The sequence below is a fragment of the Bacteroidales bacterium genome (assembly GCA_035353855.1).
In the GTDB taxonomy this organism is placed as follows: Bacteria; Bacteroidota; Bacteroidia; order Bacteroidales; family CG2-30-32-10; genus DAOQAK01.
Genome location: DAOQAK010000003.1, coordinates 50225 through 64561, shown reverse-complemented (window position 1 = coordinate 64561; position 14337 = coordinate 50225). Strand labels below are relative to the sequence as shown.

At 32.9% G+C, this 14337-nt stretch carries 14 protein-coding genes; 7 read left to right on the top strand and 7 right to left on the bottom strand.

The window, feature by feature from the left end:
* The first annotated feature begins 6 nt into the window (after nucleotides 1-6).
* Together PKK00_01210 and lnt are read left to right on the top strand one after the other, a co-directional pair.
* Nucleotides 7-1437 carry a hypothetical protein gene (locus PKK00_01210; protein HNW97012.1) on the top strand — a complete coding sequence of 477 codons (1431 nt, stop codon included), beginning with the start codon at nucleotides 7-9 and terminating at the stop codon, nucleotides 1435-1437.
* The gene (lnt, locus tag PKK00_01205) at nucleotides 1434-3074 is read left to right on the top strand and encodes an apolipoprotein N-acyltransferase (protein ID HNW97011.1); all 1641 of its coding nucleotides are present in this window, start codon (nucleotides 1434-1436) and stop codon (nucleotides 3072-3074) included. The genes PKK00_01210 and lnt overlap by 4 nt, the downstream gene beginning before the upstream one ends.
* A 19-nt stretch (nucleotides 3075-3093) precedes the next feature.
* Here the strand turns inward: lnt and PKK00_01200 are convergent, their stop codons facing one another.
* From PKK00_01200 to PKK00_01190, 3 genes are all read right to left on the bottom strand, one after another.
* Complete coding sequence (locus PKK00_01200) at nucleotides 3094-3795, bottom strand: ATP-binding cassette domain-containing protein (protein HNW97010.1); 702 nt, start codon at nucleotides 3793-3795, stop codon at nucleotides 3094-3096.
* Nucleotides 3782-4729 (bottom strand): hypothetical protein, encoded by a 948-nt coding sequence (locus PKK00_01195; GenBank protein HNW97009.1) that lies wholly within the window; start codon nucleotides 4727-4729, stop codon nucleotides 3782-3784. Before PKK00_01195 ends, PKK00_01200 begins: the two co-directional genes overlap by 14 nt.
* A gap of 67 nt (nucleotides 4730-4796) precedes the next feature.
* A complete protein-coding gene (locus tag PKK00_01190; GenBank protein HNW97008.1) occupies nucleotides 4797-5813 on the bottom strand; it encodes an NAD-dependent epimerase/dehydratase family protein in 1017 nt (338 codons plus the stop codon).
* Between the two features lie 65 nt (nucleotides 5814-5878).
* Here PKK00_01190 and tyrS point away from each other — a divergent pair, with 65 nt between their 5' ends.
* Entirely contained in the window at nucleotides 5879-7153 is a 1275-nt protein-coding gene (gene tyrS / locus PKK00_01185; protein HNW97007.1) for a tyrosine--tRNA ligase, read from the top strand.
* A gap of 2 nt (nucleotides 7154-7155) precedes the next feature.
* Complete coding sequence (locus tag PKK00_01180; GenBank protein ID HNW97006.1) at nucleotides 7156-8583, top strand: hypothetical protein; 1428 nt, start codon at nucleotides 7156-7158, stop codon at nucleotides 8581-8583.
* Nucleotides 8584-8778: 195 nt separating this feature from the next.
* On the opposite strand, the gene PKK00_01175 is transcribed toward PKK00_01180, so the two are convergent.
* The 4 genes from PKK00_01175 to tgt form a co-directional block, all read right to left on the bottom strand.
* Nucleotides 8779-9033, bottom strand: a complete 255-nt coding sequence (locus tag PKK00_01175; protein ID HNW97005.1) for a NifU family protein — start codon at nucleotides 9031-9033, stop codon at nucleotides 8779-8781.
* A 33-nt stretch (nucleotides 9034-9066) separates the two neighbouring features.
* On the bottom strand, nucleotides 9067-10176 hold the full coding sequence (locus tag PKK00_01170; GenBank protein ID HNW97004.1) for an Mrp/NBP35 family ATP-binding protein: 1110 nt from the start codon (nucleotides 10174-10176) through the stop codon (nucleotides 9067-9069).
* 127 nt (nucleotides 10177-10303) lie between these two features.
* Nucleotides 10304-10648, bottom strand: coding sequence for an MGMT family protein (locus PKK00_01165; protein ID HNW97003.1), 345 nt, complete (start codon nucleotides 10646-10648; stop codon nucleotides 10304-10306).
* Between the two features lie 133 nt (nucleotides 10649-10781).
* Nucleotides 10782-11912, bottom strand: coding sequence for a tRNA guanosine(34) transglycosylase Tgt (tgt, locus tag PKK00_01160; protein HNW97002.1), 1131 nt, complete (start codon nucleotides 11910-11912; stop codon nucleotides 10782-10784).
* An 83-nt stretch (nucleotides 11913-11995) separates the two neighbouring features.
* On the opposite strand from tgt, the gene PKK00_01155 reads away from it, so the two are divergent.
* The 3 genes from PKK00_01155 (at nucleotide 11996) to dtd (ending at nucleotide 14274) form a co-directional block, all read left to right on the top strand.
* A complete protein-coding gene (locus PKK00_01155) occupies nucleotides 11996-13147 on the top strand; it encodes a glycosyltransferase (protein HNW97001.1) in 1152 nt (383 codons plus the stop codon).
* Nucleotides 13138-13749, top strand: coding sequence for a sigma-70 family RNA polymerase sigma factor (locus PKK00_01150; GenBank protein ID HNW97000.1), 612 nt, complete (start codon nucleotides 13138-13140; stop codon nucleotides 13747-13749). Before PKK00_01155 ends, PKK00_01150 begins: the two co-directional genes overlap by 10 nt.
* A gap of 72 nt (nucleotides 13750-13821) precedes the next feature.
* Complete coding sequence (gene dtd, locus PKK00_01145; GenBank protein ID HNW96999.1) at nucleotides 13822-14274, top strand: D-aminoacyl-tRNA deacylase; 453 nt, start codon at nucleotides 13822-13824, stop codon at nucleotides 14272-14274.
* Nucleotides 14275-14337 lie beyond the last annotated feature (63 nt).

Here is a 14337-nt window from a genome sequence, read left to right as displayed (position 1 = left end):
TATAAAATGAATAACACATTAAAATCAGAATCAAATAAAATTCCTTCAATTGTTATTATATTTTCATTTTTATATTTTTTTGTAATACTTATAAGCCTTAATATTCCTATGTTTTGGGATATGGCTAATATTTCCTGGCTGAGTAATTTAATTTACGATAATCATTTTTCAAATTTTATTTTTCCCGATGTCGATACGGATCAGGGTGCAATGCCTTTATACAGTGTATACATAGCGGTGTTATGGAAAATCTTCGGTAAATCATTATGGGTATGTCATGCTGCAATCCTTCCTTTTGTAATAGGAATGGTTTTCCAGTTTTATAAATTGGCATCAAGGTTTATTGAAAAAAAATATTTATGGGTTGCATTACTATTATTATTTATTGAGCCAACACTATTTACCCAGGTTTTTTTAGCTGGCAATGATTTGGTGTTTTGTTTTCTTTTTTTGCTTGGAGTGAATAGCGCTATTGATAACAGAAAGATTTTACTTCTTCTTGCAATTGCATTTATTCCAGTTCTGCGACTTAGGGGATTTACTTTTGTGTTTTCAATATTATTGATTGATTGGTACATGAATCATACGAATTATAAGGGATTCATTGATTTTATTTTAAAAAGATTTTATATTTATGTTACTCCGTTAATCGTACTTTTAATCTGGTTCTTTTATCATTACTATTCTACAGGATGGGTTTTTATAAATGATGATAATAAAGGTTATCATCAGATAGCAGGACTGGAAAGGATGTTCCGAAATTTAATTTATATTGCATGGAAAGTTTTTGATTTTGGAAGAATATTTTTATTCATTCCGGTTTTATTTTTTTTTATTTTCAGAAAAAAGAATGATGCAAATGGAAACCAGTTGTTTTTTATTTTACTCTTTACGATTATTCCATATCTGATATTCTTTGTTCCAATGTTGTATCCTGTATCTCACAGGCATTTCATGACGACATATATTGTCGGTATAATTTTATTTGTATATTATATTGGAACAATCAAAATTTATTTTCAGAAATTTATTTTCCCATTAATAATTTTAATTTTTATTTCTGGAAATTTCTGGATATATCCTGAACGATATGGAAATGGCTGGGATGCCTCAATGAAAGTATATCCATATTTCAGTTTAAAAAATAAATTTGACGATTATATCAAAGGATCAGGTATCAATTCATATTCAGTAGGAGCTAAGGCGCCCATGGATTTTGATTTATATAATACAAATATGCAATCTGAAAAATTTGGATATAAATATATTGAAAATGAATTGTTAGAAAATTATAAATACGTCGTACAATCGAATATTTGTAATACTTTTACACCTGATGAAATGAACGAATTAAATAAAAACTGGATTATTGAAAAGGAATTTTATTCGTGGCCGCTTTATATTAAGTTGTTCAAAAACCCTGTAAACAAAGAATGAATTTAAATTTTAAAAAACGACATCTTTACCTTCTTGCATTTTTAAGCGGGTTGTTACTTTCGGCAGGATGGCCTGTTCGCGGATTTCCCATATTCCTTTTTCTGGCATTTGTTCCCTTATTAATCATCGAGGATTATATATACAAAAATAAAAGCAGTTTTAATAGGTTCAGCTTTTTTGGTTATTCATTTATTGCGATGCTTTTATGGAATGCACTTACAACATATTGGATTTATTATTCAACAGCGGTAGGCGTAATATTAGCCGTTTTACTGAATGCACTTTTTATGTCGTTTACTTTATCGTTGTTTCATTATACGCGTACAGTTTTAAAGCATCATTCTGCATTTATCACTTTTATTATTTACTGGCTTGCTTTTGAATACCTGCATCTGAACTGGGAATTATCATGGTCGTGGCTTAACCTTGGAAATGGTTTTTCGAATCATCCTGCGTGGATCCAGTGGTATGAATATACAGGAAGTTTGGGTGGAACATTTTGGGTGTTAATTACAAATATTTTTGTATTCCGAACGCTGAAATTATATTTTAATAAAGAAAAATGTTTGCGTTATCGTTTGTTGCATTCCGCAGCCACAGCCGATTTGATAATAGTTCCAATTATAATTTCACTTTTTATTTATTATTATCATGAAGATAAAGGGAAAGAAATAAATGTTATTTCTGTGCAACCAAACATTGATCCGTACAATGAAAAGTTTGATGAACTAACATCAGAACAACAAATTTCACGAATCATAAATCTTGCAGCTGAAGAAACCGATGATAGTACAAATTTAATCGTATGCCCTGAAACTGCCATTCCAGAAGGTGTTTGGGAAGATGCACTTGGTGAATCAAGAAGCATTGACAGCCTGAAATATTTTGTTGCTGAATACCCGCAGTTGAATATTCTGGTTGGATTATCATCGCATAAAATGTTTAAACCCGGGGAAACTATTTCGGCAACTGCCCGTCATTATGGAAAAACGGGATGGTTTGATGCCTATAATTCAGCGATGTTCATAGACTCATCAAATTATTTTCAGATTTATCATAAATCGAAATTAGTTCCCGGTGTTGAAAAAATGCCATGGTCGGAGCATTTGAAATTTCTTGAAAAATATGCGCTCGATCTGGGCGGAACATTTGGTAGCCTTGGAATACAAGATGAACGGTCTGTGTTTTTCTCGAACGATGATGTTATTAAAGCAGCGCCGGTTATTTGTTATGAATCCATTTACGGTGAATTTGTTTCGGAGTATGTTAAGAATGGTGCAAATATAATTTGCGTTATAACTAACGATGGCTGGTGGCGTGATACCCCAGGTTACAAACAGCATTTTGATTATGCCAGCTTGCGTGCCATTGAGACAAGACGTAGTGTTGTGCAATCTGCAAATACAGGCATTTCGGGTTTTATCAATCAGCGTGGCGAAGTATTGCAAAAAACTTCGTGGTGGACTGAAGATGTGATAAAACAAAATTTGAAACTGAATGACGAAATTACTTTCTATGTGAAGTACGGCGATTATATTGGCAAAACAGCTTATTACCTGAGCGTAATTATTTTGCTGTATTCGATTTTGTTTTCTTTAATGAGAAGATTTAGAAGAAAAGTTACTATTAATAATTGATTTGATTTTTTAAAAACTTTTATATTTTTGAAATATTTCCAATTAACTCATTTATCAATTCTTCATTTTTATTTTCAATAGAGGCAAATATTTCTTGCTCAAATTCTTTAAAATCGCTTTTACTTTTACTATATTTAATTTTTCCGTTTTCAAGGTAATGTATATCATCGCATAAATTGGTTAGTGTTTCAATAATGTGTGATGTGATTATAATCGTTTTATTTCGTTCTTTTAATTTCAATAAAATCTGGCGGATTATCCTGCATGTTTCAATATCCAGCCCATTGAAGGGTTCATCTAAAATCATGATGGGCTTGTCTTGCTTTAATATTCCCATCAAAGCCAATTTCTTTTTCATTCCGGTTGAATAGCTATCAATTATGATATCAAGCGGTAAAAGAAATAATTTATTCCAATTGTCAATATCATATAATTTATTCTTAAACAAACTAAGGTACTCCCTGCCTGTAATGTATGAATAAAAATAATTTTCAGTTTCAAGGAATGATATATCTTTTTTATTAATTTTTTTATCATCGTTTTTTATGATGCCCGAATCAATATTTTTTAATCCGTAAATAGAATTTAATAAAGTTGTTTTCCCTGCGCCATTTAAGCCGACAATCCCGTTAATAGTATTATCCGGGAGATGAAGGTTTAATAAATCAATTACATTTTTCCCTTTGGTGTATGATACTACTATATTTTCAATTGTAATCATTCAGATAAAAATTTAAATTCTTTTTTGACTTAATATAAAATCGAATGGATAAAAACCATACTATCGGAATAGAAACAGGAATAATTATTCCCATTGTACCTATTATTCCAAATATTTGTGTGCTATTTGAATTTTTGTTCGGTTGGTAAAAAGCATATTTTGTTAAAATAGTATATATGTGTGTTGTTGAAAGAATAAAAAACTCAACAGCCGGAATATACCATTTGTCATGGTGAAACATTAGGAAGGCAATAATTAAAGGAAATGTGAGAATTGTAAATAAAGTCATCTGCATTTTTATCTTATGAAATAAAAATTTATCAGTACTCATTTCGTAAGCTAGAATCATTTGTATTTGTTCACCTTTTTCATAAAAACTCAGTGGTATGATTCCTAAAATAAATATTGCAACAGGAACGCTTCCAACAAAAAAAGATGTTCCTAATCCAAGAATCCAAATAAGTATAATTAACACTAAGGTTTTTCTTGCTCCGCTTTTCCATTCAAAACTATCGGATGGAATTAGTCTTTGAATAAAAGTATTTAAACTTTTTTGAGAGAACTTGAAATCGATATTGACTAATAAAAAAATTAAAGCTATAGATGAAATCGCTGATGTCCATTGCATATTATAAAATAAACAGGTAAGTAACGGAATCATCATTAATAAATATTCTGTTGCAAGTATCAGCTTGGAATTAATGAAATGAATTTTAAGAAAATGTTTATCGGAGCGATTTATCTGGATGAGTGAAATTACGAATAAAAATATACCGGAAGAATAAAATGAATTTGGAGTTGCTAATGTTTGCATAAATAAAATAAACAAAACGAATCCAATGAATCCAATCAGGAGAAAAAATCTAAAAAGCCCTAATTCCCTTAGAATACTTGAAATCTGCTTAATCCTTATTTTAATAAATGCTTCAATCATAAAAAACTGTTTCGCATGAATGCTAACGATTAAAGATTATTTATATTATTTTGAATAAAAATTATATTCAATGCGAGTTGTGATCAATTAAAAACAACTTACATGTATCGCTTATGCATTGCTGCATTGGAATGAATTTAAAATTCAAAGCTTTACTGATTTTTTCACTTGAGTAGTAATATTTCTGGTAAGCGGTTCTTGCTGTTTCTTTTGTAATCAGAGGATTTTTGCCGGTTAACGAAGTTAGAAGTTTTTCTAAGCGCCATGCTAATTGTCCTGTAAAATAAGGAGCGTTGATACTTGGTTTTTTCTTTCCCAATGCGTCGGCAACATAACTGAAGAAAGTAAGATAGTCGAGGTTTTCGGAAGAAATAATAAAACGTTCGTTTACAATTTCACTATTCATTAATTCAATCATGGCTCTTGAAACATCACGTACATCAACGTATCCGTTAACTCCGGGTGTGTAAAATTTCAGTCCGCTCCAAACCCTGTCGATAAGCTGTGAGCTTCCTTTTTCCCAGTTTCCCGGGCCTATAATTACTCCCGGATTTATAATCACTGCCTGTAACCCTTCTGCTATTCCTCGCCACACTTCACGTTCCGCATTATATTTACTGATAGAATATTTCGAATTATTGTTGGAATTTTTCCAATGTGTTTCTTCGTCAATTATTCCATCATTATCTACACGACCTAATGTAGCAATGGAACTCACATAACAAAGTTTTTTTATATTTTTTTCAAGACAGGCATTCACTACATTTGCAGTTCCCTTTTCATTAACATTCTGCATTTGCTTTTTATCAGAAGGGTCGAATGAAAGGCATGCTGCGGCATGATAAACTTTTTCAATATTATCGAAAGCTTCGTACAGTGAATAAATATCGGTGATATCGCCTTCACGCCATTCAATATTTTTTAAAATATTTTCGGGGTTTTGATGATAATATGAAAAAGTTTTTTCAACCTGAGAGGTATAACTATTGCTTCTTTTCAGAGCAACGACTTTAGTGCCATCTTTCACCAAGTCATATAAAAGATGTGAGCCAAGTAAACCTGTGCCGCCAGTGACAAGTATCATAAAACAAAGTTAGATAAAAATTTGGTAATAAAAATTTCATAATTTTGCTTAATAAATTTAACTCTATGAATTTTGTTGATGAGCTAAGATGGCGTGGCATGATACACGATGTAATGCCCGGTACTGAAGAACAACTGAATAAAGAAATGACCAGCGGTTACATTGGTTTTGATCCAACTTCCGATTCGCTAGGTGTTGGTAACCTTGTGCAGATTATGACACTGTTGCATTTTCAGAAATCAGGTCATAAACCGTTTGCATTGGTAGGTGGAGCAACAGGCATGGTTGGCGACCCTTCCGGAAAATCGCAGGAAAGAAATTTGTTATCGGAAGATATTTTATATCATAACCTTCAATGTCAGAGAAAACAACTGGAAAAATTTCTTGATTTCAATTGTGGTGCTAATTCTGCCGAAATAGTTAATAATTATGACTGGTTTAAAGATTTTAGCTTTCTTGATTTTATTCGTGATGTGGGAAAGCACATTACCATTAATTATATGATGACTAAGGATTCGGTGAAAAACCGCATGGAAAGCGGGATGTCGTTTACTGAATTCAGTTACCAGTTAGTACAAGGTTATGATTTTTATTTCCTTTACAGTAATAAAAATTGCAAACTACAGATGGGTGGCTCCGACCAGTGGGGCAACATTGTTACCGGCACGGAGTTGATCAGAAGAAAAGCAGGAGGTGAAGCTTATGCATTAACAACCCCTCTTATTAAAAAAGCAGATGGAACTAAGTTTGGGAAAACTGAAGGCGGAAATGTGTGGCTTGATGCAAAAAAAACATCGCCATATAAGTTCTACCAGTTCTGGCTGAATGCAAGCGATGAAGATGTTTCTAAGTATATAAGAATTTTTACACTTTTTAATAAAGAAGAAATTGAAGCAATGGAGGAAGAACACAAAAAAGCTCCTCATTTGCGTACGTTGCAAAAAGTCTTGGCGAAAGATATTACGATTCGTGTTCATTCACTTGATGATTATAATTCGGCAGTTGAAGCATCGGAAATACTTTTTGGTAAAAGCACAACAGAAACTTTGAGGAAAATAGATGAAGATACTTTGCTTTCGGTTTTTGAAGGCGTTCCCATGTCGGATATAAATAAAAGTGAAATCAGTTCAGGAATCCCGGTCATTGATTTTCTTTCTGAAAAAACAAATGTTACAGCATCCAAAAGTGAAGCACGCCGCATGTTGAAAGAAGGAAGCATTAGTATTAACAAAGCAAAAGTTGAAGAGAATTATTCCGTTTCCGAAAATGATTTACTAAACCAAAAATATATTTTAGTCCAAAAAGGGAAAAAGAATTATTACCTGATTAAAGCTATTTAAAAATGATTTTTAAGAAAAATATTTTCTTATTATCTTCTTTCTTATTTTTTTTCATTATCATTTCATGTAATGATAATCCTTTGCCATCAAAGGATTTTAAATTTTTCTTTAATGAAAAATGTATGCTCGTTAATAAAGAGCAGGACAATACCATAGAGGGAGAATACCTCAAAGTTATATCAGGCGGAGGTTCTAAAAAAATATCTTTAAATATTACCTCTCAGTTTTTTATCAATAATAAAAATTCCAAAAACTGGCTTATTGGATGGGGGCATAATAAGCCTTTATATGATGCCGGATGCGAGAATTTACGGGCAATAGATTCTATTGATATTCCTTCAAAAACAATTTTTATTGGAAGATTATTAAAAGGAATTGGTTATCCCCAAAACAATCAGCGAATTATTTTTTGGAATATTAACCCTTCTGGATTTATAAAAGAAAAAAAAGAAACAACAATAAAACCTTCCGCATGGCCTCAGTTTAAGGGAAAGAGTGTAGGTTTTGGTTCAATTATTTTTGATAGCCTTAATGGGAAATGGACTATGTTCATTAATGAAGAAGAGGCAAACAGTGTCCAGGTTTATGCTGCTATTTCTGATGATCTGAAAAATTGGAGTGCTGCGAATAATGGCAAACCTGTTATGACTATAGAAAATTTTAAAAATATTTCATGGGCTGTTAATAAAAAAAATAAAACCAGGACACCTGTAATTACTGATGTGATCAAAAATGAAGGTAAATGGTATTTTTTCATGAATGGAATCAATAATAAAGGGAAGAAATGTATCGGTCTTGCTATTGCAGAGAAATCAATTTTTGGTCCTTATAATGTCTTACCACAACCGTTGATCTGCTCTGGAGAAAAAGATAACAGGGATTATGAAAATTTTTATGCTAAAGTTTCAAAATACAAAAATGGTTTTATCATGTTTTACGACAGGAAGAACAGTTTACGAAAAGAATATGTCGGTCTTGCAACATCTGATGATTTGATACATTGGAATCAGTATGATGGAAACCCTGTATTAATGCAGCATTCAGGATGGAGAAGTTCGTTAGCTTCATCGGAACCCGTTTATATTGAAATAAGAAAAGACAGTATTTTCATGATGGTAATGGGTGCGAAACAATTTAAAATGGGATTGTGGCATCATTACATTACAGGAAAAATTTACATGGACAGATCGGGAAATGTAAACGATAATGAAATGGGAGTTTATCTTTCAACTGATGGCGGAAAAACATTTATTCCTCATAAAAATAATCCTGTATTCATTAATAATTATTCAGATATTGATGAAAATGATCATTTGGGAGGAAACTTCGAACTAATAAAAACCGATACTGCCGATTATATTTTTTACCAGGCCAAGACAGATTTTGATGAAATCCAATACAATATTTTTTATCGGGTAAAAAAGAAATAAAAATATTACAAATAAATAATTTTATATCTGTCTTTTTGGGTTTTATATCCTTGAACGTTTTTCTATATTACCAATATTGTGTTCCTATGGGATAGAAAAAAAATGACTCCGTTAGGAGTCACATATTGGTAAAATATTAAAAAGAAAATAACAAAACCCCGTAGGGGTTTAATATTAGATTCCTTTACTATTTTTTTAACCTAAGTTTGTAGCTTCTACTGATTTTATTTCAGGAATAGCTTTTTTTACTGCTTCTTCAACTCCTGATTTTAATGTCATCATGCTCATTGGGCAGCCTTTGCAAGCGCCCTGCAATTCAACATATACAACATTATCATCGGTCATTCTTACAAATTGAATATTGCCGCCATCGGCTTGTAAGTATGGACGTATCTGGTCGATTACTTTTTCAACTTTTTCTATCAGGTCTTGTTTTTTTGTAGTCGTCATTTGATAATATATTTAATGATTGTATAAATAAAATTAATTTTTCTGAGTAACATCAAGAACTTTTGTTGGTGCAATTTTAGCGTTACGTATAGCAACCTGTTGTGCCACAGCCTGAGCTAAATCAAGGAATGCCTGTGTGATTAAAGGATGATCTTCGGCTGCAATCGGAGTTCCTGAATCGCCCGATTCACGTATGTTTTGTACGATAGGAATTTGTCCGAGCAAAGGAACTTTCAATTCTTCGGCAAGATTTTTACATCCATCTTTTCCAAAAATGTAATATTTTTTATCGGGTAACTCTTCGGGAGTGAAATATGACATGTTCTCGATTAACCCGAGAACAGGCACATTGATAGATTCCTGCTGAAACATGCTTACACCTTTGCGGGCATCGGCCAATGCAACTTTTTGCGGAGTGCTTACAATGGCAACACCTGTAACAGGAACGGTTTGCACTAATGTTAAATGAATGTCGCCGGTTCCCGGAGGCATATCCAAAACAAGATAATCCAATTCGCCCCAATCACCATCGCGGAATAGTTGTGTCAGCGCGCTTGATGCCATTGGTCCGCGCCAAATCAGCGCCTGGTCAGGATCAACAAAAAAACCGATAGACAAAATTTTAATTCCGTTTTTTTCAATAGGAATCATTTTCATTTGACCATCAATTTCTTTTACATGAGGCTGCGTGTATTCCAATCCAAACATTACCGGAATTGACGGACCGTAAATGTCGGCATCAATCAAACCTACTTTTGAACCGAGCCGTGCAAGCGCAACAGCAAGGTTTGCAGCAATGGTCGATTTTCCAACACCACCTTTACCCGAAGCAACTGCAATAATATTTTTAACTCCTTTCAAAGAATCTTCTTTATCGTTTTGTCTTTTTGAAGTAACTTTTGAAGAAAGCTTTACATCAACATCTGTATTTTTATCTACATATTCGTGAATTGCAGCAATACAGGCTTTTTTCAGGCTTTCTTTAAGCGGACATGCAGGAGTGGTAAGTACTAATGTGAAAGATATTTTATTGTTCTCAATTTGAATATCATCAATCATGTTTAATGTAACCAAGTCCTTTTTTAAGTCAGGATCCATAACATGTTTCAATGCTTCCAGAATTTTTTCTTTAGTAATTGACATTGTTTTTCTTATTTAGACTGTGTAAAGATAAGCAGAAATTTTTATATATGTATAAAATATATTGTTAAAGTTATTTAAATATTTTTTTAAGAAAGCCTTATTTTAAAGGTGTTTGGTAAAAAAAGTTTTACAATAATTCTTTCGATGGGTCCCAAAATGATTTTTTGAAATCAACAACTTTATCATCTTTAACTTTTATTCCTTCACTTTCGAGTAATTGCTGCATAATATTTTGTCCGCCGAAATGATGCTTGCCGGTAAGCATTCCGTTACGGTTCACCACTCTGTGTGCAGGTACTTCATGAATATGCGAAGCATTCATTGCCCAGCCAACCATTCGCGCTGAGCCTTTGCTGCCAAGGTATTCAGCAATAGCGCCATAACTTGTAACACGACCGTAAGGAATTAATCGTGCAACTTCATAAACATTTTGAAAAAAGGAATCGTTATTTTTTGTAGGGTTCTTTTTCATGCTTTAGTATTGTGGGAAAGGCATAAAGGTATAAGGGTATAAGGGTATAAGGGTATAAGGATATAAGGTATATATTAAAATATGAATTAATTTTTTTATTCCTTTATACCATATACCTCTATACCTTTTTTAATTACAACCTTGTAGTAACCTTCATCACCATTTCATTTTTCCATTCCAAAAAATTTCCTTCAATAATTTTCTTTCTTGCTTCATTTGTTAACCATACATAAAAAGCAAGGTTATGAAGTGTGGCAATCATAGCGGCAAGAATTTCTTTCGAAACAAACAAATGTCGCAGGTATGCGCGGCTGTAATGCGTGTCAACAAACGAAGCGCCTTCTGCATCAATCGGGTTGAGGTCATCTTTCCATTTTTCGTTACGCATATTCATGATGCCATTTTTTGTGAACAGCATTCCGTTTCGCGCGTTGCGCGTGGGCATTACACAATCGAACATATCTATGCCCAATGCGATACTTTCCAGTATGTTTGCCGGAGTTCCTACTCCCATAAGGTATCTGGGCTTGTCGTGTGGCAGAATACCACAAACCAGTTCAGTCATTTCGTACATTATTTCGGTAGGTTCGCCAACTGATAAACCGCCAATAGCATTGCCTTTCATATTTTTTGAAGCAATATATTCTGCTGATTGAATTCGTAAATCTTTGTAAACACTTCCCTGGACAATCGGAAAAAGTTTTTGTTTATATCCGTATTTTCCTTTCGTATCATTAAACCGTGTTATACAACGGTCGAGCCAATGATGCGTGATTTGCATCGATTTCTTTGCATACTTATATTCACAAGGAAAAGGAGTACATTCATCAAAGGCCATCATAATATCGGCGCCAATAGTGCGTTCAATATCCATTACATTTTCGGGAGTAAATTTGTGTTTCGAGCCATCAATGTGTGATTGAAAAATTACACCATCATCAGTGATTTTTCTTGAATCGGCAAGCGAAAATACTTGGTAACCGCCGCTATCAGTAAGCATAGGCTTATTCCATGCATTGAATTTCTGAATTCCTCCGGCTTTTTCAATTATTTCCAAACCCGGTCTGAGATATAAATGATAGGTATTTCCTAAAATAATTTGAGCTTTAACATCATCTCTCAAATCGTGTTGCTGAACAGCTTTAACAGTGCCGGCTGTTCCTACAGGCATGAATACAGGCGTTTCTATATTGCCATGATCAGTTTGAAGTACGCCTGCTCTTGCTTTTGTGTCTTTATCTTTATGCGATATTTGAAAACTCACTTTTTTTTGTTTATAAATTTTTGCTCAAAGATAATTCTAAATAAGTATGAAAAGATAATTTTGCAGTTTTAGAATTAGAAAAAATGTTTTTACAAAATATCCTATCCGACAATTTATTATTTGGAGCATTCCTTATTTTATTAGCCTGCTTTATCATTCAGATGGCTTATTACTGGGGCATTTTCAGCAAGCTGGCTTTTTATAATAAAAAAATAGTTCCTGAAAAGAATTATCCGGTTTCAGTTGTTATCTGTGCAAAAAACGAATATTCCAACCTGAAAAAAAATCTTCCTTTGATTCTTGAACAGGAATACGCCAACTTTGAAGTGGTACTTGTTAATGATTGTTCCGACGATGATAGTCATTATTTATTGAAAAACATGTCAGAGCAATATCCTCATTTAAGCGTGGTTACCATTAAGCAGAATGTTAATTTTTTTTCAGGTAAAAAATTTGCACTGGCTGTTGGGATAAAATCAGCGAAACACGACCTGGTTTTACTTACTGATGCTGACTGCACCCCCAAAAGCAAACGCTGGATTTTTGAAATGCAGAAAAATTTTTCGGATAAGAACCAGATTATTCTCGGATACAGTGGCTATGAGAAACGCAAAGGTTTTCTGAACCAGCTGATCCGTTTTGATACGATTTATACAGCAATACAGTATTTGTCGTGGTCGTTATCAGGAATGACCTATATGGGTGTGGGAAGAAATTTAGCATATAATAAGGAATTGTTTTTTAAAAACAAGGGCTTTACTTCTCATTATCAGATTCCTTCGGGCGATGATGACCTTTTAATTAACCAGATTGCTAAGAATAACAATGCATGCATTGAGATTTCGCATGAAAGTCAAACATTTTCAGCCCCTAAAACAAGTTATTCCGATTGGTTCAGACAAAAAAAACGTCATTATTCAACCAGTAATTTATATAAATTAAAGCATAAAATAATGCTGGGATTATTTCCTTTTAGCAATTTATTGTTTTATGCAACGCTAGTATTCATGATGGTTTTCTTCATTAAAGCATCATTTTACAATGACATTATTTTTATAGGTTCATTGTACGTTTTGAAAACGGCATCCATGATGTTTATTTTTAAAAAATGCATGAACAGGTTGGACGAAAAAAATTTATTATTAATTTCGCCAGTGATGGATATTATTTTTTTAGTTATAAATCCATTAATAGCTTTTTCAAATTATTTGGTTCACGAGAATAAATGGAAATAACGACATCTCATCTTACTGATAAAGCAATGCGCGACTATAAGCTCGTTCAGATGGCTGTGAATAAAGGCGATCAGAAAGCTTATGCTGAGCTCATGAATAATTATAAGGATACTATTTATTTCATGTTGCTCAAAATGACCAATAATTCCGATGATGCCGATGATTTAACCATTGAAGCATTTGGTAAAGCTTTCAATAAATTACATCAATATACTCCTGATTACGCATTCAGTACTTGGCTTTTTAAAATTGCTTCGAACAACTGCATTGATTTTATCCGCAAGAAAAAGAAGATCGCTTTATCCATTGATAAACCTTACGAAAGTCAGGAAGGCGCTGAAATGGCACAAAATATTCCAGCTGGTGTTCTTGACCCGGAAGAGAATTTTATAAAAAAGCAGAAAATAAAAGTAATGCGTGAAATTGTTGAAAAACTTAAACCACGATATAGATCACTTATTGAAATGCGTTATTTCCAGGAACTTTCTTATGAAGAAATTGCTGAAAAAATGGAGCTTCCACTCGGTACTGTTAAAGCTCAACTCTTCAGGGCACGTGAATTCCTTTTTAATATTCTGAAAAATTCACAAGAAAAAATCTGATATTGAATTGTTTCCGGTTTTATAAGAATTCCTTCACAATTTATTATTATTTTTGATTTTCATTCATACATTATGCGTGTTGTTATTCAAAGGGTTTCCGAAGCATCTGTTACAGTAAATAATGAAATTACCGGAAAAATTAATAAAGGATTGCTAATACTAACAGGGTTCGAAGACAGCGATAACGATGAAGATATTAATTGGATTTGTAAAAAGATCATTCAGCTTCGTATTTTCAATGATAACAATGGCGTGATGAATCTTTCCGTTCAGGAAGCCGGAGGCGAGATTCTTACAGTGAGTCAGTTTACATTACATGCATTGACTAAAAAAGGAAACAGGCCTTCATATATTCGTGCAGCAAAACCCGAAATTGCAATTTCTCTTTACGAAAAGTTTAATAAAAAATTATCGGAAGTTTTTGGAAAACCTGTTCCGACAGGAATTTTCGGAGCTATGATGAATGTTCATTTGGTGAATGATGGTCCGGTTACAATTATAATTGATACGAAGAATAAAGAATAAGTTTAATTTACGATTTAAGGATTCAGAAGTGAGATTGCAGAGTTAAAATGCAATGGGTAGAAA

Coding starts and splice junctions, on each gene's coding strand:
- PKK00_01210 (HNW97012.1), top strand. CDS start 7: ATGAATAACACATTAAAATCAGAATCAAATAAAATTCCTTCAATTGTT.
- lnt (HNW97011.1), top strand. CDS start 1,434: ATGAATTTAAATTTTAAAAAACGACATCTTTACCTTCTTGCATTTTTA.
- PKK00_01200 (HNW97010.1), bottom strand. CDS start 3,795: ATGATTACAATTGAAAATATAGTAGTATCATACACCAAAGGGAAAAAT.
- PKK00_01195 (HNW97009.1), bottom strand. CDS start 4,729: ATGATTGAAGCATTTATTAAAATAAGGATTAAGCAGATTTCAAGTATT.
- PKK00_01190 (HNW97008.1), bottom strand. CDS start 5,813: ATGATACTTGTCACTGGCGGCACAGGTTTACTTGGCTCACATCTTTTA.
- tyrS (HNW97007.1), top strand. CDS start 5,879: ATGAATTTTGTTGATGAGCTAAGATGGCGTGGCATGATACACGATGTA.
- PKK00_01180 (HNW97006.1), top strand. CDS start 7,156: ATGATTTTTAAGAAAAATATTTTCTTATTATCTTCTTTCTTATTTTTT.
- PKK00_01175 (HNW97005.1), bottom strand. CDS start 9,033: ATGACGACTACAAAAAAACAAGACCTGATAGAAAAAGTTGAAAAAGTA.
- PKK00_01170 (HNW97004.1), bottom strand. CDS start 10,176: ATGTCAATTACTAAAGAAAAAATTCTGGAAGCATTGAAACATGTTATG.
- PKK00_01165 (HNW97003.1), bottom strand. CDS start 10,648: ATGAAAAAGAACCCTACAAAAAATAACGATTCCTTTTTTCAAAATGTT.
- PKK00_01155 (HNW97001.1), top strand. CDS start 11,996: ATGTTTTTACAAAATATCCTATCCGACAATTTATTATTTGGAGCATTC.
- PKK00_01150 (HNW97000.1), top strand. CDS start 13,138: ATGGAAATAACGACATCTCATCTTACTGATAAAGCAATGCGCGACTAT.
- dtd (HNW96999.1), top strand. CDS start 13,822: ATGCGTGTTGTTATTCAAAGGGTTTCCGAAGCATCTGTTACAGTAAAT.